This is a genomic window from Burkholderia sp. BCC1208 (assembly GCF_902833095.1).
In the GTDB taxonomy this organism is placed as follows: Bacteria; Pseudomonadota; Gammaproteobacteria; order Burkholderiales; family Burkholderiaceae; genus Burkholderia.
Genome location: NZ_CADFDY010000011.1, coordinates 1 through 18,054 on the forward strand (window position 1 = coordinate 1; position 18,054 = coordinate 18,054).

Consider the following 18,054-nt stretch of genomic DNA (forward strand, 5'->3'; position numbering starts at 1 on the left):
GTAAGCGCTTCGCCAGCACCGTCTGTTCATGAAGGTTCATAGGCGGCAATCTGGTTCCCATCAGAATGTAGTGGGAACCAGAAAAAATGGAAATCAAGGCGCAGGGCCGCCGACGAGGCTCCAAGAATTACACGAATGAGTTTCGCACGCAGGTCGTGGCGGAAACACGAGACCCGACCCGTTCACTGGCGGAAGTTGCACGCGCGCATGGGTTGAACGCGAATCTCGTGTCGAAGTGGCGTCGGGATCAGGAGCAAGAGGCGACGTCCGCATCCGCGCCAGTTGAATTATTCCTGCCTGTTCAGATGGCATCACCGCCGATACCGGAACCGGTCAGATCATCCGGGCTGGTCATCGAATGTCGTGGCGTGCGCGTGTGTTTCGAAGGCAAGCCGGAGTCTGATGTCCTGCGGCTTGTGCTGACAAGCTTGCTGGAGGTGGGTTCGTGATGCTGAGCCTTCCCGCTGGGACGCGGGTGTGGCTGGCTGCTGGTGTGACAGATATGCGTTCCGGCTTCAATAGCCTGGCCGCGAAGGTGCAGACCGTGCTCGAGCGGGACCCGTTCAGCGGACACGTGTTTGTGTTCCGCGGCCGACGCGGCGATCTGGTCAAGGTGCTGTGGTGGAGCGGTGACGGCATGTGTCTGCTGATGAAACGGCTTGAACGCGGCCGCTTTGTCTGGCCGCGTGCGGATGGGGGCGTCGTCAGCTTGAGCCAGGCGCAGTTGTCCATGTTGCTGGAAGGCATCGACTGGCGGCAGCCGGTGCGCACGGCGGCGCCGACCTCAGCGTTGTAAACCCGCCCACCGGCGCGTAGACTGCGGGCATGACGACGGCGAACGCGTACCCGGACGACATCGAAGCGCTCAAGGCTCTACTGCTCGAGCGCGATGCCCGCATCGGGCATCTGGAAGACGTGGTCGAATCGCACAAGGCGGCGACGGCGACCGACAAGGCGGAGATCGAGCATCTCAAGCTGCTGATCGCAAAGCTGCGCCGCATGCAGTTCGGCCGCCGCTCGGAGAAACTGGACCGCCAGATCGAGCAGCTCGAGCTGCGTCTGGAAGAACTCGAGGCCGACGAAGGCGCTGCCCCCATCGAGATTCCCAGGACGCCACGCACGGCACCGGAACAGGTACAACGCAAGCCGTTGCCGGATCACCTGCCGCGCGAGATCCAGATCCATTGGCCCGAATCACGTGAAACCTGCACGGCGTGCGGTGCGCCGATGAAGCAGCTTGGCGAGGACGTCGCCGAACAACTCGAGTATGTGCCGGCGAGCTTCCGGGTCATCCGCCATGTGCGGCCGAAGCTGGCATGTTCATGCTGCGATCACATCGCCCAGGCTGCTGCGCCGAGCCGTCCCATCGAGCGAGGCATGGCTGGCCCGGGACTGCTGGCTCATGTACTGGTCGCGAAGTTCGCGGATCACCTGCCGCTCTACCGGCAGTCGGTGATCTATGCGCGGGAAGGTGTCGAGCTGGATCGCTCGCTGCTGGCGAAGTGGGTTGGTCACACTGCGGCGCTGCTGCAACCGCTCGTCGACGCACTGCGTCGCCACGTCATGGCGGCGACGAAGCTCCATGCCGACGATACGCCAGTGCCTGTGCTTGCGCCAGGGAACGGCAAGACCAAAACCGGACGCCTGTGGGTGTATGTGCGTGACGATCGGGCGTCCAGCGACGCCACTCCGCCGGCCGTCTGGTTTGCCTATACGCCGGACCGTAAGGGCATCCATCCGCAGCAGCATCTCGAATCGTTCAATGGCACGTTGCAGGCCGACGCCTACGGCGGCTACCAAGCGATTTACGAAACGGGACGCGTTGCCGAAGCAGCATGCTGGGCCCATGCACGGCGGCAGTTCTACGAATTGCATGCGGCTCGCCCAAATGCATTGAACACCGAGGCGCTGGAACGTATCGGCGCGCTCTACAAGGTCGAAGAGCAGATCCGTAGCAAACCGCCCGATGAGCGGCGAGCGCACCGACAAGCACGCGCCAGGCCCTTGCTCGATCAACTCCATGCGTGGCTGAGCGCCACACTGGAGACGCTCTCGCGCAAATCCGACACGAGTCGGGCGATCCTCTACGCGTTGAACCGGTGGGAAGCGCTCACGCGCTACTGCGACGACGGGCATCTCGAAATCGATAACCTGCCGGTCGAGCGCGCGTTGCGCGGAGTGGCTATCGGGCGCCGAAACTACCTGTTCGCCGGCGCGGACTCAGGTGGGGAGCGTGCTGCCGCGATCTACAGCCTGATCGGGACGGCCAAGCTCAACGGCATCGATCCCGAGGCGTATCTGCGCGTCGTGCTTGCGCGCATTGCAGACCATCCGATCAACCAGGTCGAAGGCCTGCTGCCCTGGAAAATGACCACCCCGGCATCGTAAGGCGATAATGCCGCTGGCTTCCCGTTCCCCGGAGATCAGATGGCGAAATCGTTCCAGCGCTTTACCCTGCACGTGCAGCTTCAACACATCGAGCCGCCCATCTGGCGCCGGCTCGAGGTCGAAGGAACCGAGTCACTGCGCAAGCTGCACCATATCCTGCAGGCGGCCTTCGGCTGGGAAGACTCCCACCTGCACGACTTCCTGATCGACGGCATGACCTACGCCATGTTCGAGGTCGATGACGTGCTGGACTTCGCCGATCCGGGCACGACCGCCGATGACCGCAAGGTTCGACTGCAGAAGGTCCTGAAACCTGGCTCACGCTTCCTCTACCGGTACGACTTCGGGGACGGGTGGGATCACGCCATCGTCGTTGAGAAAGTGGAAATCGTTGAAAGCGAACCGAGGGGCGCGGCCCAGGTCATCGATGGTGCTCGTGCCTGCCCGCCAGAAGATGTGGGCGGCCCGCCTGGCTACAACGCGTTCCTGAACACGCTATCTAACGATCCGAATAGCGAAGAGGCAGAACATTACCGAAACTGGGTTGGCCCCGGATTCGATGCCGAACGGTTCGATCTACGTGCTGCCAATGCCACGCTGCTACGTATGGCATCCAATCGTTGGGGAAACCGGTAACTCACCCCGTCAAGATGGTATCGGCTCCACGCTTACGATCGCTGCATCTTAGGGGTTTGCGTGACAGCGTGCAGGACCGGCGGCGAACGTCATCCGGTTGTCACCGAACAACCGCGTGTCACTTACGTTACGTCACGGGTTGCAGGCGGATAGCGGAGCGCGCCGAGCTAGTAACCACGCTCGGCGCGCTATTTCCGAACCAGTCGACTTTTGTTGAACCGGAATCCTCGTTTGTGCCTCGTGGCTTCGCGAACCGGGAGGATGTGAGACGACGACGGTATGCCTGGGTCGGGTCGAATCGACCGCCCGCTCAGGCGAAGACGAAGTACTTGCGCACCGTCTCCACCACTTCCCACGTCCCTTTCATGCCGGGTTCGATCACGAACACGTCGCCGGCCTTCAGGTGCACCGGTTCCTCGCCTTCCGGCGTGATGATGCAGTAACCGTCGAGGAAGTGGCAGTACTCCCATTTTTCGTAATTCACCTCGAACTTGCCCGGCGTGCAGATCCAGGTGCCCATGATCTTGCTGCCGTCCTTCGAGACGTACGCGTTGAGGTTCACGGTGTGCGGATCGCCGCCAATGCGCTTCCACTTGGTCGCGTCAAGGACAGGCGTCGGGCAGGTTTTGCGCAGAACGGTGATGAAATCGGACATGTCGGCTCCAAGCTAACGATCGGGTAAGTGATCCGTCACGTTAGTTCGGATGCGTTACCGGGGCTTGTATGCTTCCGACACCGACTCGTCTATTTTCGACATCGGCTGGCGTGCCAGGAGGTAGGTTTCCTCCTCTGGCGGAATACTGCCATCCCGATAACGCTTGTCTTCCCACAGCAGCCGCCAGCGCACCACATGCTCGTCGTTGGTACCTTCCAACAGGTACTTGTGGGCAATACTGCCCTTGAGGAAGTAGTTCGGACATCCAACCTCGCCAGCCGGAAACCATGGCTCCCAGATACCCTCGACAGGGATCTCCTGATCACTGTAAATCTCGCCGCTTCCGGATTCGTTCTTGGGCGGACAGGGAGGAAGTTCTGCGGGATAGCTGCGACCGGGCGGCCAATATCGCCATGCAGGAAGGAGGGCATCTTGGAACATTGATTCATAGGTCCAATGCTCAAATACACGGTCTCCTCCATCTGCACGTGTCCCGTATGCAAGCATCCCGGTAAAACCGGATCCGACCGTGCACGCGAGCGTGTAGCAAATCAATCTCTCGATCCACACGCCCTCTACGAACCCGGTGGCATACACCGGGTCCCTGAAGTTGGTGTCCCTCAGTCCCAGCGAATGGAAAAACGGATCGTGTTTCCGACCGATTTCCAGTGCACTCCGCCCGAACAACAAGTCGCCACCTTGCTGACTTCCCATAACCAGCGCGTCGTATGCTGCTCGTTTATCAAGACCTCGGCGTAATGCGTCAACGCCCAGATCCATTTGCACTAGCGCCCCCATGAAATCATGCGAATACGCCGCCTCCAACTCCACCTGATTTGGGCTCGGCGCGTCCAACTGTTTGGCGTACGCGCCGAGGAAATCCCGATATAGTCCAACAGCGGACTCCAGGAACGTGAAACTCGTCCATTTCTTGAGAAGATGAAACGCCTTCGCCCGCGCCCCCTGTTCCTGCTCGGGAGTGATGGTCAAAGTATTCAACATCATGGAGCCTGTCCGCCCGTGGATTGTTTGCCGGCATCGGCTACCGCTCGCGCCGTTACCTCTTGCCTCAGCAGCTGTTCAGTTGTCCGGTTGAGGATCTCCGTAATGCCAAATGACCATTCCCCATGCTGTGCGCTGCGGCCCCGGCATAGACGCTCCGGCCTCGACATAAACCGAATCTTTCATGGCCGGGCTTTGCCAGTAACCGGTGCGCGGACAAGGCTCCCCGGGCAGAACTCGTAGCCTCGGTTGCGCGGCAGGCTTGGGGAAGTAAGTTTCCTCTTCTGTCGGAATGCCACCGTCCCGGTAACGCTTGTCTTCCCACAACAGCCGCCAGCGCACAACATGTTCGTCGTTGGTACCTTCCAGCAGATACTTGTGGGCGATACTGCCCTTGAGGAAGTAGCTCGGACATCCAACCTTGCCAGCCGGAAACCATGGCTCCCAGATACCCTCGACAGGAATCTCCTGATCGCTGTAGACCTCGCCGGCCCCGGATTCGTTCTTGGGCGGACAAGGAGGAAGTTCTGCGGGATAGCTGCGACCCGGCGGCCAATATCGCCATGCAGGAAATAACGGATCCTGAAACAACGATTCATAGGTCCAATGCTTGAACACACGAGTGCCACCGTCGGCACGCTTGCCATAGGTAAGGTATTCGGAAAAATCGAGCCCGACAGTGCACTTGAGCGCCTGACAGCTCAACTCTTCAATCCATGCCCCTTCCGCATACCCTGTTGCATATTCGAAATCCGAAAATTTCGTGTCCCTCACGCCAAGCGCGTGGAAAAACGGGTCATATGTTCGACCAACCTCGTGCGCACTCCGCCCGAACAAAAGCTCGCCCCCCTTCTCGCTACCCGTTATGAGCGCATCGTAAGCCGATCGCTTGTCGGCACCTTGTCGCAATATCTCAATGCCTTGATCCATCCTCACCAACGCACTCAGGAAATCGCTGACATACGCTGCCTCTAACTCCGCCTGATTTGGGCTCGGCGTGTCCAATTGCTTGGCGTACGCGTGAAGGAAATCCCTGAACAGACTAACTGCATGATCCAGGAACGTAACGCTTGTCCATTTCTTGAGCAGGTAAAACGCTTTAGCGCGCGCGTCCGACTCCTGCTCAGGAGTCATGGTCAGAGTATTCAGCATCATTGATTCTGTTCTTCCGTCGCTTGTTTTCCGACATCGGCGAGGGCTCGCCGCGCATAGCCTTCCTGTCTGATCTTGGCCGATCGTTCGCGCTCTACCAGGAAGAGTGCCCGAGCTTCTGCTTGATCGGGCAACCTCAAGTCCGTCCAATTCGTCCGTTGCGCCTTGACCTGGGTTTTTATCCACTCTGCCACAGGAGCGTTGGACGGATGCTTAAAGTCCACGAAAAACTGAAGATCGCCTCCGACTAACAAGCGCATGGTCGCCTCCGCCCCCTCATCGTCCCATTGCTCGGCAATGCGCCCCTCCCATAGGCGCATCCCATCCCAATCAGCAGGCACCTTGATACCAAGCTTTTCCATGGCTTCTCGCGTTGGCACGTTCATCTTCGCATAGCTGCCATTCATGCTCCAAGCGTGCTTGATCGCGCTCCGGATACGCCACCAAAATCCGTTTGAAGCAAGTTTATCAGCCCAGAACTTGCCAGCGATCGTCCACGGGTTATCCAATCTTCGGCTATCGACAACGCGTATCATTACCTCGCCTGGCTTTCGTGTAATTGCCTTGATGGGCGTCTTTACACTAAAGGTGCCGATCGCATCGCCCACCCTGAATTCCCTGAGATCCGGCCATCCGTCCTTGTGCACATAGTCTTCCTTGCTCATCGGCTTATGCCCCAGGCTCTTCGTGTCCTCGGCCAGATGAGCCAACCGCGCCTCCTCCGTCATCGTCCGAGTGGTCCCGCCCCCCACCTTCACGTCCGCCCAGGTGCCCTCCACCAGATGGCCTCGCACATGCTCCAGCAAGCGCATCAGATCCTTGAAGGCCAGTGCGATTCTCGTGTCCCCCAGCTTGCGCAGTTCCTCCAGCATCGGCAGCAGCCTCCGGATATAACTCTCCACCCGCGCCGGAATGACCGTACCGAGCCTGTCGAGAATAAAATTCAGCGCCTTACCGATGCGATCCAGCATCATGCCGAATGCGTTGCTCACCACAAGTTGATACTTGGTGAAGTCCAGTTGCCTGAACCACTGCACAGCATCGCCGAAGCCAGCCTTGCGGATTAAGGCCACGATTTCCTGGCATAGCTTGACCAGATCTTCGGATTTGTTGACAGCTCGCATCAGCAACTTACCTATGCCCTTGAGCAAACCTCCGGCCACCGGAACGACCGCGACAAGGCAAAGCACGAGCGCCACCCACTCCCACTCGTCGTCCCTAACCTTCGGGTCGTCGCTCATGCGAAGCGTGATGGCGATTGCGTCGCGCGCGGCCGTGACCTCTCCGGCGACAGGGAACATGCTGATGACCGCATCGATGATGATGGCGCCGGTATTGCGCTTTTGCGAGAACTCCCCCGCTACCGCACCGGCGACGGTATCGCCTACTGTGGCGGCGCCGCGCCAAAGATAGTCGCCGACCTCGGATGCCGCTTGGCTGACCCAGCTGCTGCTCATGCCCGGCCTCCTTGCATCCGGTCCAGGGAGGCTTGCATGTCGAATTCGTCCCAATGAGCTTTATAACTAGGATTTTTTTCGGTAGCCTTGATTTCGTAGGGTCGGCTGTCCTCACCCAACTCGATGCGCCCCGGTCCTTGCGGAGCATCTGTCAGATCAGCCATGCCTTTGCTGTCGACGGTGCCAGAGAAGGTAGCGCCGCTGTCGTAGTGGATGGTGAACTTGGCGCCCTGCACGGGAGTGTCGTCGTGGTAATGGTATTGCAACGCTGCAGCACCGCGGGACGTCGGCACAGGCGACAGCGGATAGTCAATTCGCGTCGGCCCGCTGAATGCGTGCTGCCCACCCTTCACGTCGATCTTTCCGGGCGCGTGAATCTCGATGTCGCCGCCCTTGAGCCGGATATAGGCGCCACCCGAGGTAAGCAGAATCTCCTGCTGCGCCGCCACCTCGATATTCTCGGTAGCCGACAGGACCTTGACAGTTTTCTGGGCCGTTATTTCGATATTGTCCGAATGCGCCTGAACCTCCACCTTTCCCTTGGCCGCAAACAGCTTCATTCCGGTGTTTTGCACAAACAGGCTAATCTTCTCCGCAACACTCGCTACCAATGACTTCCCGCTGGCGATGAACGTGCTCTGACCACTGACCAGATTCGTTTGCTGATCGCTCGACACATGCACGGATTCCTGCGTCGACAGCGCGATACCGGAAGGACTCGCTACCAGCATGACTGGTGTCTTGAACGCGTTCACACTGCCGGCACCACCTCCCGCCGTCCGTCCTCCGGACTGCGAGCCTTGCACGCTGCTTTGCGTCGCATCGGTAAACGTCCTCAGCGCGTCATGCCCCTCTCCCAGGCTTTCCGCCTGATGCGCTTGGCTTACCTGCGACATTGCCTCGATCATGCTCTCGGCATTGACGAGTTGCTGTTGCGCTTCGCGAACGTCGAGGGGCTGGCTGTTCGCCGATTTTGGATACGTCGAAACATACAGCCCCTGCGAAGCACGCACGGCGCCGTACGCATCTGTCCTCAGATCGAAACCCGATCCAAGATACGTACCGCGAGTATTGCCGCTCTGATCGATGAGGTAGCCCAGATGCAGCAAGCTATTCGCACTGCTGCTCATCAACTGGACGCGGTTCTGGCCCGTCGCGTCGTCCATTACCATCTGGTTGTAACCACTGCCGCCGTACTCTTTCGAGCGATGGCCCGACAGGATTCCGTTGCTATGCCAGTGCGGGTTGACTGCACCGTTGTAGACGCGATGCAGCACGATCGGCCGGTCGCAGTCGCCGCCGACGTAACCAACGATGACTTCCTCACCGACTCGCGGAATATGTACTCCCCCGTAGCCCGCGCCGGTATCCGATTGTGCAACTCTGACCCAACACGAGGCGCCGGCATCTCCCGGATTCTGCCGGTCCCAGACGAACATCACCTTCACACGGTTCAGTTCATCGGTATGGACCTCTTCCCCCTGTGGACCGACAACGATCGCCGTCTCGAGATGCATCTCCGGCTTCAAGTGTTCGAACGGGCTGCGATACGGAACCGTGGTGCGTTGCGCCTCGACTTCGACCAAATAGAAGCCTGCAGAACCGTCATCATGGTGGACGGACACGCCCGCGTACCGCGCTTTCGCCCACTTCAGGTCGGATTGCACGCTATGCGGAAAGCCGGTTTCCTGATTCGACAGCGGTAGATTGTTTTCGATGTAGCGCCGGACCTTGATCGCAGCAAACTCTCGCTGCTCGGCAGAATCGCGATCGTGTTCCGGATGGCCATTCAATTCGAAGCGCAGGCCAACGTCGATACCTCGCACCCCTCCCATCCCGACGAACCGCTTGGCCCGCGACTCCCATTCTTCCAGATGGATTTTCGAGAGCTGCTCACCTCGGTCCTGACGTCCATAGGTATAGGCGCCCGTGTACTCGTAGACTTCGGCCCGTTCCGGCAAATTCCCCTGGCCGGCCTTCGTGGGCAACGTCGTTCCATTCGGACTATCGGCGGATGAAGGTGCCTTGTAGTCGAACGTGCGCGTCGTATGGACCGTGCTTTGCAAAGTCCTCGAACCCGCCCACTGCGTGAACGCATCCGTGTCGCTGCCTGTGCCCGATCTGTTGAATCCGACCGGCTTCGGCGACATCTCGTCCAGCACATAAATGTCGTCGATCACGACGAGCGTATGTGACTTGCCGTCCTTGCCTTGGCGCCAGAAGCCGTACAAGCCCTCCTCTTCCATCAGTCGATGGACAAAATTCCAGTCGGTTTCGCTCTGACGACAGTACGAGCGCGAGGGCAGCGGCTTCGACAACGCAAACTCATACTGTCCACGAGCCTGCGGATGCGCATCGAATACGTCAGCGATGATGCCGTCGGCGCTCTTGTCCTGCCAATACCGCATATCGCGACGGAATTTGAGGAAATACATCCACGACGCGACGACAAGTTGATAGCTGGAAAGGCTACCGTCATAACCCAGCCTGCGCGCCGTGTGGATATATCCGTTGACCGGCAGATAAGACTTGCTCGCCTGCTGAATCCACAGCGTCATCGGTTGAGCGATCAATGCCTTGAGTTCGATGTCGCCTGCCGTGGATACCATGTCGAGCGTGACGCAGAAGTCGCGGCCGAGCTCGGAATAGGTCACGGCCCGGCACGGTATGAGCGCATTGTCCGGCAACGACGGAATGTCTGTCTTGAGCAAGCGATCTTGTTGGATCAGGCCACCACGAATTGCCTGAGCTAATTCGGTCATGTTCATGCGTTATCCATCTTCTTATTGGTTGCAAGCCCACGGTGGCTCGCGCTCTCACAGGGACGGCTCCCCGGTTATATCGCCCGAATTCTAGCGGAGCCGACAAGTCGTGAGAATGTAGCTCGCTGAAGCCAGCAAATATATCGAATCGGGAGTTTAAACACGAATCGCCTAAGAAACGCATTCGACACACCCGCTGGACCATTGAAATTCGGTCTCGACGCTACAGCCCGACGAAGGATGTGCCTTGCGCTTGAATTGGTAGATCCCGTGAATGGTTGGTGGCTCACCCGACACTGCCAGCGATGGCGCCACTCCGCCGCCATGCCAGCGTCAACGCCACCGGCCGACATCACCCGCTTGCCATCCCCACCCAAACCCCTGTACAATCACCCGTTCTGCGGGCGTCGTATAATGGCCATTACCTCAGCTTCCCAAGCTGATGACGTGGGTTCGATTCCCATCGCCCGCTCCACTTTCCGGCTGCACGGCAGCCTGCGCAAAAGCCGCCTCGTCGAAGGCGGCTTTTTTGTACCATGTGCCGGTTCCCCGGCGCACTGCTGCGCGCAACGGGCCCCTCGCCCGCAACAACGCCTTTCTCTGTACCGATGATGCACGACGATCCGAACGAAGCCGGCCTGCCGCCGCACGACGACGCCATTCCCGACGAAGCGGCCGAAGGCGCCGACGAAGTCAACCCGCTGCACCACCGCCGCATCCGCAGCTTCGTGACGCGCGCCGGCCGCGTGTCGACCGGCCAGCGCCGCGCGCTCGACGAATTCGGCCCGCGCTTCGTCGTCCCGTATGCGCCGGAGATGCCCGACTGGAATGCGATCTTCGGCCGCAGCGCGCCGCGCATCCTCGAGATCGGCTTCGGGATGGGCGCATCGACCGCGGAGATCGCCGCGAACCGCCCCGGCGACGATTTCCTCGGAGTCGAAGTGCACGAGCCGGGCGTCGGCGCGCTGCTGAAGCTGATCGGCGAGCAGGATCTGACGAACATCCGCATCATCCAGCACGACGCGGTCGAGGTGCTCGAGCACATGCTCGCGCCGGAAAGCCTCGACGGCGTGCACATCTTCTTCCCCGATCCGTGGCACAAGGCGCGCCACCACAAGCGCCGGCTGATCCAGCCGCCGCTCGTCGCGCATCTCGCGTCGCGCCTGAAACCCGGCGCGTACATTCACTGCGCGACCGACTGGCAGAACTACGCGGAACAGATGCTGGAAGTGCTCGGCGCGGAACCGACGCTCGAAAACACGGCCACCGACTACGCGCCCCGCCCCGACTACCGCCCGGTGACGAAGTTCGAGCGACGCGGGCTGCGGCTCGGCCACGGCGTGTGGGACCTGGTGTTCCGCAAGCGCGCAGACTGAGCGGCGGGCCGGCGCCCTACTCGGCGCCCCCGCCAAATAAAACGGCTTGATCGGCAAATGCCGATCAAGCCGTTTTTCATGATGCCCGCGACGCGCGCCGGACCCGCCCGGCGTGTCTGCCAGGCATCACGCCCAGTTCAGCCATCCGCTGTAACCCACCAGCAGCACGAACAGCCCGAACGCGATCCGGTACCACGCGAACACCGTGAAGTCGTGTGTCGCGACGTAACGCAGCAGCCAGCGCACGCACACGAACGCGCTGACGAACGCCGCGACGAGCCCGAGCGCGAACAGCCCGAGTGAATCGACGGTGAACGCCTGCCAGTCCTTGACGGTTTCATAGAGCGTCGCACCGAAGATGATCGGAATCGCGAGGAAGAACGAGAATTCGGTGGCCACGCGCCGGTCGAGACCGAACAGCATCCCGCCGATGATCGTCGAGCCCGAACGCGACATGCCGGGCACGAGCGCGAAGCACTGCGCGATACCGACCTTGAGCGCGTCGAGCGGCGTCAGCGCATCGACCGACATCACGCGCGGCGGCTCGCTGCGTTCGCGCTGCCGCGCCTCGGCCCACAGGATGATCGCACCGCCGACGACGAGCGCGAACGCGACGGGCACCGGCGAGAACAGCACGGCCTTGATCTTCTTCTCGAACAGGAGGCCGAGCGCGATCGCGGGAATCGTCGCGATCACGACGTTCAGCGTGAAGCGCTGCGCGTCGGGCCGGCTCGGCAGCCCGGACACGACGGACACGATCCGTTGCCGGTATTCCCAGCAGACCGCGAGGATCGCGCCGAACTGGATCACGACGTCGAACGTCTTCGCGTGCGAATCGTTGAAATTCAGGAAGCTGCCCGCGACGATCAGGTGACCGGTGCTCGACACCGGCAGGAATTCCGTCAGCCCCTCGACGACGCCGAGGATCAATGCCTTGCAGATCAGGATCCAGTCCATCCGTGGCCCAACTCCGAAATGGTCGAAAGAAAAGGCCACTCTTGCGCGCGCGGCCCGCCCGGCCGTGCGCGCCCCGTCGTCACTTTTCGACGATCGCCACGCGTATGCCGTTTGTAAGGATCGTAATTGTACCGGGTTCGTAGTTCACCCCGGCAAATTGCAGTTGTTCCGGCTTGAACGTGTAGATCGGATAGTTGGTCAGCAGCTGCGTCGCGAGCAGGCCGGCGGCCGCGCCGACCTGCTGCGCGTACATCTGCGCGTCGCCGTCGAGCACGAGGCTGTCGACGGCCGGCGCCTTCAGCACGACCGAGCGGCTCGGCGCGTCGTACGCGAGCTGGCCCGACACGGTGAACTTGCCGCTAACGGGCCCGCGCAGGAACGGGCTCGCGAAATGGGCGTCGAGCTGCACGGCGACGCGGTTCTGGTCGGGCAGCAGGTTGACGGCCGGGTTCGCGAGCGACACGTCGACCACCTGCGCGACCGTCTTCTGGTAAGGAAACTTGCGCGCGACGGCCTTCTGCACGTCGCCGCGCGAGAACGTGTAGTGATCGGGGATGAACGGGAAGGTCGACGCGCACGCGGCAAGCGATACGCACACGCCGACGGCGCCGATAGCGCCAGCGAGAAAACGGCGCCGGCCGGGCGCGCGAGGAACGGTCATGCTGAACTCTCTCCTGGATGCGCCGGCCGCGTCGCGGCCTCGAGGCGCGTGAGCCACGCGAGCGCGTCGTCGCGCGACGCGCCGCACATGTCGGCGGACGGCTGCAGCCCGGAACAGCACGCGGGGCGCTCGGGCCGGCCGAAAATCATGCAGCGCAGGTCGTCGCCGAGCTGCACGCAGCGCACGCCGGCCGGCTTGCCGTCGGGCATGCCCGGAATCGGGCTGGAAATCGACGGCGCGATGCAGCACGCGCCGCAGCCCTCGCGGCACGCGTGCGGCGGCGGGACTTCGGCGGGCGCCGGGCGGACAGGCATTTCGACGGACACTCGGCTCTCTCGACGAACAACGAAAAACGGTGCGGCAACCGGACGCGGCGTCCGGCAGCCCCACCCCGCATTGTGCCATCGCCGGCTGCGACGTTATTACACAATGCAGCCCGATCGCGCGTCCATATACTCGAAAACATCTAAAAACGCGCGAGACCGTCATGCGTTCTGGTTCTGCCGACTCGATGTTCCGTCCCGATTTGCTCGCGAAATACGGCGCGAACGGGCCGCGCTATACGTCGTACCCGACCGCGCTGCAATTCCGCGACGATTTCGATCCGGCCGACTACGTGCGCGCGGCCGGCGACCCCGGCGCATCGTCGAGCGACCTGTCGCTGTACTTCCACATCCCGTTCTGCAACACCGCGTGCTTCTACTGCGGCTGCAACAAGATCGCGACCAACAACCGCCGCCGCGCGCGCCCATATCTCGAGCAGCTCAAGCGCGAAATGGCGCTGCAGGCCGCGCTGTTCGATCCGTCCCGCCCGGTCACGCAACTGCACTGGGGCGGCGGCACGCCCACCTTTCTTTCCGACGACGAAACGGCCGAGCTGATGGCGGCCACGCGCGAGCATTTCGCGCTCGCGCCGGACGCCGACGCCGAATTCTCGATCGAGATCGATCCGCGTACGGTCACGCCGGCGACGCTCGTCCACCTGCGCACGATCGGCTTCAACCGGTTGAGCCTCGGCGTGCAGGATTTCGACCCGGTCGTGCAGCAGGCGATCAACCGCATCCAGCCGCGCGCGATGACGGCCGACCTGCTCGCCGCCGCGCGCGCGACGGGCTTCCATTCGGTGAGCGTCGACCTGATCTACGGCTTGCCGCACCAGACGGTCGCCGTGTTCGCGCGTACGCTCGAGACGATGATCGAGCTCGCGCCCGATCGCCTGTCGGTGTTCGGCTACGCGCACATGCCGCACCTGTTCAAGATGCAGCGGCAGATCGACGATGCGGCGCTGCCGCCGCCGGAAACGCGCATCGCGCTGCTCGGCCTCGCGATCGACATGCTGACGTCGGCCGGCTACGTGTACATCGGGATGGACCACTTCGCGCGGCCGTCCGACGAACTCGTGCGCGCGCAGCGCAACGGCACGCTGCAGCGTAATTTCCAGGGCTACAGCACGCGCGCGGATACCGACCTGATCGGCTTCGGCGTGTCGTCGATCGGCAAGGTCGGCGACGTCTACGCGCAGAACGCGAAGGACCTGCCCGCATACGGCGCCGCGCTCGACGCGGGCCGGCTGCCGATCACGCGCGGCGTACGGCTCACGCCGGACGACCGGCTGCGCCGCGACGTGATCACGCAACTGATGTGCAACCTCGAACTGCCGTTCTCGCATGTCGAGGCCGCGCACGGCATCCGCTTCGCCGATCATTTCGCGCGCGAGCTCGACGCACTGCGCCCGTTCGAGCGCGACGGGCTGCTGACGATCGCGCGCGACCGGCTGACGATCCATCCGGCCGGCCGGATGGTCGTGCGCAACATCGCGATGGCGTTCGACGCGTACCTCGGCCAGACGCCGCGGCAGCGCTACTCGCGCACGGTCTAGGGAGCGGTTCGCGCGGGCACCGGGCGGGCGCCGGTCCGGCCGGTTTGATAGAGTGTGAGGCTTACATCCGCTTCGCCTGCCCCCAAAGATGCGCACCACCAAAGCGACCTACGCGGTCGAACGCCTGAAGACCCGCTCCGGCAACCCGCAATTCGCGGCCGTCTCGATGGCGGGCGGCCTGTTCTATCTCGTCGACCGCTCGGGCGGCACCGCCGAGAAGCGCTGCGAGCCGCTGCCGCTCGACGAATTCGTCAAGTTCGTCGATGCATTCGGCCCCCAAAAGCCGCGCAAGGCGAGCAAGCTCGACCTCGCATTCGAGGCGCAGATCAAGAAGAGCAAAGGGTAAAGGTCTGTTGCAGGCCGCCTGAAGGCCTCGCGGCCGTGCCGTTTGGTACAATCACGAAGTTTCTCTATCCCCGCTGATGGCCGACCAGGCTGCGTGACCACACCATGAATATCGAAAACGCGCGTTTCAACATGATCGAACAGCAGATCCGTCCGTGGGACGTGCTGGATCTGGATGTCCTGGGCCTGCTGTCGATCGTCAAGCGTGAAAACTACGTGCCGGCCGAATACCGCGATCTCGCGTTCGCCGATCTCGAACTGCCGCTGCCCGGCGGCGCCAGCAAGATGCTGTTCCCGCGCGTCGAAGCGCGCGTGCTGCAGGAACTGACGGTCAAGAAGCACGAGAACGTGCTCCTGATCGGCGCGGGCTCGGGTTACCTGGCCGCGCTGTTCGCGCATCGCGCGCAGCACGTGACGGCCGTCGAGATCGATCCGACGATCGCGAAGTTCGCGGAAGACAACCTGCGCAACGACGGCGTGACCAACGCCGAAGTCGTGCTCGGCGACGGTTCGCGCGGCTGGGCCGCGAAGGCGCCGTACGACGTGATCTGCGTCGCGGGCGGCCTGCCGGTCGTGCCGCAGGAAATGCTCGAACAGCTGAAGATCGGCGGCCGCCTGTCGGCGTTCGTCGGCGGCCGTCCGGTGATGAAGGCGCAGATCATCACGCGCATCGACGACAAGCAGTACCGCGTCGCCGACGTGTTCGAAACCTACATCAGCCACCTCGTCAACGCGATCGAGCCGTCGCGCTTCAAATTCTGAGCGGCGGAGCCTCCATGCAGATCCTGACGCCCGCAATGCTCGCGCAATGGCTCGGCGACACGGCGCGCCCCGCACCGGTCGTGCTCGACGTGCGCGAGCCGTGGGAAATCGCGACCGCGCAGATCGCCGGCAGCGTGGCGATTCCGATGCAGCAGATTCCCGCGCGCAGCGAAGAGCTCGACGACGAAGCGGAAATCGTCTGCGTGTGCCATCACGGGATGCGCAGCGCGCAGGTCGCGATGTTCCTCGAATCGCGCGGCTTCACGAAGCTGTACAACCTGCAAGGCGGGATCGACGCGTGGTCGCGCGACGTCGATCCGTCCGTGCCGCGCTACTGATCGATCCTTCCGGCGGCGCGTCCTGCGCCGCTGCGCCGCCCGGCACCCTGCCGCCGGCCACACCGATCCGCCGAACGGGCGCGCACTGCGCGCCCGTTTCTCTTTTCGTCTCCCCCGTTTCCTGCGTTGCGACGCCACGGCACCGCCGTGCACCATTTGCGCCCGCGCGTGTGCACCGCAACGGACCGCGCATGCTGCACGGCGCGTCATCCGCACCACCCCGATGCCCGCCGGCACCCCGCACAGGCACGCCGGGCGTGCACCCGCGCGACTGGCACATGCCTTGCGTTACACGATGGCCGGCGCCGCCACGGCGCACGCGCATCCAACACGACAAGGGGATCCCGATGAAACGTCGCAGTCTGTTGAAGTTCGGTTCGATGGCCGGCGCGCTCGCGCTGGCGGGCAAGAGCCCGTTCGCGCAAGCGGCCGATGCGGGCACCGGCCCGATCAAGGTCGGCATCCTGCATTCGCTGTCGGGCACGATGGCCATCTCGGAGACGTCGCTGAAGGACACCGCGCTGATGACGATCGCCGACATCAACAAGAGCGGCGGCGTGATGGGCCGCAAGCTCGAACCGGTGGTGGTCGATCCCGCGTCGAACTGGCCGCTGTTCGCCGAGAAGGCGCGCCAGCTGCTCACGCAGGACAAGGTCGCATGCGTGTTCGGCTGCTGGACGTCGGTGTCGCGCAAGTCCGTGCTGCCGGTGTTCGAGGAACTGAACGGACTGCTCTATTACCCGGTGCAGTACGAGGGCGAGGAAATGTCGCGCAACGTGTTCTACACGGGCGCCGCGCCGAACCAGCAGGCGATTCCGGCCGTCGAGTACCTGATGAGCGCGGAAGGCGGCGGCGCGAAGCGCTTCTTCCTGCTCGGCACCGACTACGTGTATCCGCGCACGACCAACAAGATCCTGCGCGCGTTCCTGAAATCGAAGGGCGTGAAGGACGCCGACATTCAGGAGGTCTACACGCCGTTCGGCCACAGCGATTACCAGACCATCGTCGCGAACATCAAGACCTTCTCGCAGGGCGGCAAGACGACCGTGATCTCGACGATCAACGGCGACTCGAACGTGCCGTTCTACAAGGAGCTGGGCAACCAGGGGATCAAGGCGACCGACGTGCCGGTCGTCGCGTTCTCGGTCGGCGAGGAAGAGCTGCGCGGGATCGACACGAAGCCGCTCGTCGGCCACCTCGCCGCGTGGAACTACTTCATGTCGGTGAAGAACCCGACCAACACGAAGTTCAAGGACCAGTTCGCCGCGTGGGTGAAGGCGAACAACCTGCCGGGCGGCGCGAAGCGCGTGACCAACGATCCGATGGAAGCGACCTACGTCGGCATCCACATGTGGAAGCAGGCCGTCGAGAAAGCGAAGAGCACCGACGTCGACAAGGTGCGCGTCGCGATGATCGGCCAGACGGTTGCCGCGCCGTCGGGCTTCGCGCTCGCGATGGACGGCAACCATCACCTGCACAAGCCGGTGATGATCGGCGAGATCCGCGGCGACGGGCAGTTCAACGTCGTGTGGAAGACGAAGACAGCCGTGCGCGCGCAGCCGTGGAGCCCGTTCATCGCGGGCAATCAGAGTAAGCCGGACATCGTCACGTCGATCCCGGCGTTCCTGCGCCGGCAGCGCGCGGCGCTTGCCTGATGCCCCGCGGCACGGCGCGCTTCGTGTGC

General features: G+C 62.5%; 18 protein-coding genes and 1 tRNA gene. 11 read left to right on the forward strand and 8 right to left on the reverse strand.

Annotated features, from left to right (window positions below; all coding sequences use genetic code 11):
* Positions 1 to 86 precede the first annotated feature (86 nt).
* From HWX09_RS25405 to HWX09_RS25420, 4 genes are read left to right on the forward strand one after another with little or no spacing between them, the layout of a single operon-like run.
* The gene (locus HWX09_RS25405; protein WP_080410267.1) at positions 87 to 449 is read left to right on the forward strand and encodes a transposase; all 363 of its coding nucleotides are present in this window, start codon (positions 87 to 89) and stop codon (positions 447 to 449) included.
* Positions 449 to 796, forward strand: a complete 348-nt coding sequence (gene tnpB / locus HWX09_RS25410; RefSeq protein WP_027782056.1) for an IS66 family insertion sequence element accessory protein TnpB — start codon at positions 449 to 451, stop codon at positions 794 to 796. The genes HWX09_RS25405 and tnpB overlap by 1 nt, the downstream gene beginning before the upstream one ends.
* A 29-nt stretch (positions 797 to 825) precedes the next feature.
* Complete coding sequence (locus HWX09_RS25415) at positions 826 to 2,388, forward strand: IS66 family transposase (protein ID WP_027782055.1); 1,563 nt, start codon at positions 826 to 828, stop codon at positions 2,386 to 2,388.
* Positions 2,389 to 2,427: 39 nt separating this feature from the next.
* Positions 2,428 to 3,024 carry a plasmid pRiA4b ORF-3 family protein gene (locus HWX09_RS25420; protein ID WP_027782054.1) on the forward strand — a complete coding sequence of 199 codons (597 nt, stop codon included), beginning with the start codon at positions 2,428 to 2,430 and terminating at the stop codon, positions 3,022 to 3,024.
* A 310-nt stretch (positions 3,025 to 3,334) separates the two neighbouring features.
* On the opposite strand, the gene HWX09_RS25425 is transcribed toward HWX09_RS25420, so the two are convergent.
* The 5 genes from HWX09_RS25425 to HWX09_RS25445 form a co-directional block, all read right to left on the reverse strand.
* Positions 3,335 to 3,679, reverse strand: coding sequence for a cupin domain-containing protein (locus HWX09_RS25425; protein WP_027783759.1), 345 nt, complete (start codon positions 3,677 to 3,679; stop codon positions 3,335 to 3,337).
* Positions 3,680 to 3,733: 54 nt separating this feature from the next.
* A complete protein-coding gene (locus HWX09_RS25430; protein ID WP_230469124.1) occupies positions 3,734 to 4,684 on the reverse strand; it encodes an Imm72 family immunity protein in 951 nt (316 codons plus the stop codon).
* Between the two features lie 75 nt (positions 4,685 to 4,759).
* A complete protein-coding gene (locus HWX09_RS25435) occupies positions 4,760 to 5,836 on the reverse strand; it encodes an Imm71 family immunity protein (protein WP_027783758.1) in 1,077 nt (358 codons plus the stop codon).
* Complete coding sequence (locus tag HWX09_RS25440; RefSeq protein WP_027783757.1) at positions 5,833 to 7,290, reverse strand: hypothetical protein; 1,458 nt, start codon at positions 7,288 to 7,290, stop codon at positions 5,833 to 5,835. Before HWX09_RS25440 ends, HWX09_RS25435 begins: the two co-directional genes overlap by 4 nt.
* Positions 7,287 to 10,058, reverse strand: coding sequence for a type VI secretion system Vgr family protein (locus HWX09_RS25445; protein WP_027783756.1), 2,772 nt, complete (start codon positions 10,056 to 10,058; stop codon positions 7,287 to 7,289). The genes HWX09_RS25440 and HWX09_RS25445 overlap by 4 nt, the downstream gene beginning before the upstream one ends.
* Positions 10,059 to 10,452: 394 nt before the next feature.
* Between HWX09_RS25445 and HWX09_RS25450 the strand changes: the two genes are divergently transcribed.
* Together HWX09_RS25450 and trmB are read left to right on the forward strand one after the other, a co-directional pair.
* Positions 10,453 to 10,527, forward strand: a tRNA-Gly gene (locus tag HWX09_RS25450).
* 133 nt (positions 10,528 to 10,660) lie between these two features.
* The gene (trmB, locus tag HWX09_RS25455) at positions 10,661 to 11,428 is read left to right on the forward strand and encodes a tRNA (guanosine(46)-N7)-methyltransferase TrmB (RefSeq protein WP_027783755.1); all 768 of its coding nucleotides are present in this window, start codon (positions 10,661 to 10,663) and stop codon (positions 11,426 to 11,428) included.
* Between the two features lie 126 nt (positions 11,429 to 11,554).
* On the opposite strand, the gene HWX09_RS25460 is transcribed toward trmB, so the two are convergent.
* The 3 genes from HWX09_RS25460 to HWX09_RS25470 all read right to left on the reverse strand — a co-directional run bounded on the left by HWX09_RS25460 (position 11,555) and on the right by HWX09_RS25470 (position 13,360).
* The gene (locus tag HWX09_RS25460; RefSeq protein ID WP_011544783.1) at positions 11,555 to 12,385 is read right to left on the reverse strand and encodes an undecaprenyl-diphosphate phosphatase; all 831 of its coding nucleotides are present in this window, start codon (positions 12,383 to 12,385) and stop codon (positions 11,555 to 11,557) included.
* A gap of 79 nt (positions 12,386 to 12,464) precedes the next feature.
* The gene (locus tag HWX09_RS25465) at positions 12,465 to 13,046 is read right to left on the reverse strand and encodes a DUF1439 domain-containing protein (protein WP_027783754.1); all 582 of its coding nucleotides are present in this window, start codon (positions 13,044 to 13,046) and stop codon (positions 12,465 to 12,467) included.
* Entirely contained in the window at positions 13,043 to 13,360 is a 318-nt protein-coding gene (locus HWX09_RS25470; RefSeq protein ID WP_027783753.1) for a YkgJ family cysteine cluster protein, read from the reverse strand. The genes HWX09_RS25465 and HWX09_RS25470 overlap by 4 nt, the downstream gene beginning before the upstream one ends.
* Before the next feature lie 173 nt (positions 13,361 to 13,533).
* On the opposite strand from HWX09_RS25470, the gene hemN reads away from it, so the two are divergent.
* From hemN to urtA, 5 genes are all read left to right on the forward strand, one after another.
* Positions 13,534 to 14,925 carry an oxygen-independent coproporphyrinogen III oxidase gene (gene hemN, locus HWX09_RS25475; protein ID WP_027783752.1) on the forward strand — a complete coding sequence of 464 codons (1,392 nt, stop codon included), beginning with the start codon at positions 13,534 to 13,536 and terminating at the stop codon, positions 14,923 to 14,925.
* An 88-nt stretch (positions 14,926 to 15,013) separates the two neighbouring features.
* Positions 15,014 to 15,271: a hypothetical protein gene (locus tag HWX09_RS25480; RefSeq protein ID WP_027783751.1), complete on the forward strand. Its 258-nt coding sequence runs from the start codon at positions 15,014 to 15,016 to the stop codon at positions 15,269 to 15,271.
* 104 nt (positions 15,272 to 15,375) lie between these two features.
* Positions 15,376 to 16,032 (forward strand): protein-L-isoaspartate O-methyltransferase, encoded by a 657-nt coding sequence (locus tag HWX09_RS25485; protein ID WP_027783750.1) that lies wholly within the window; start codon positions 15,376 to 15,378, stop codon positions 16,030 to 16,032.
* Positions 16,033 to 16,046: 14 nt separating this feature from the next.
* On the forward strand, positions 16,047 to 16,370 hold the full coding sequence (locus tag HWX09_RS25490) for a rhodanese-like domain-containing protein (RefSeq protein ID WP_027783749.1): 324 nt from the start codon (positions 16,047 to 16,049) through the stop codon (positions 16,368 to 16,370).
* Positions 16,371 to 16,717: 347 nt separating this feature from the next.
* Positions 16,718 to 18,025 (forward strand): urea ABC transporter substrate-binding protein, encoded by a 1,308-nt coding sequence (gene urtA, locus HWX09_RS25495; protein ID WP_027783748.1) that lies wholly within the window; start codon positions 16,718 to 16,720, stop codon positions 18,023 to 18,025.
* Positions 18,026 to 18,054: the final 29 nt, after the last annotated feature.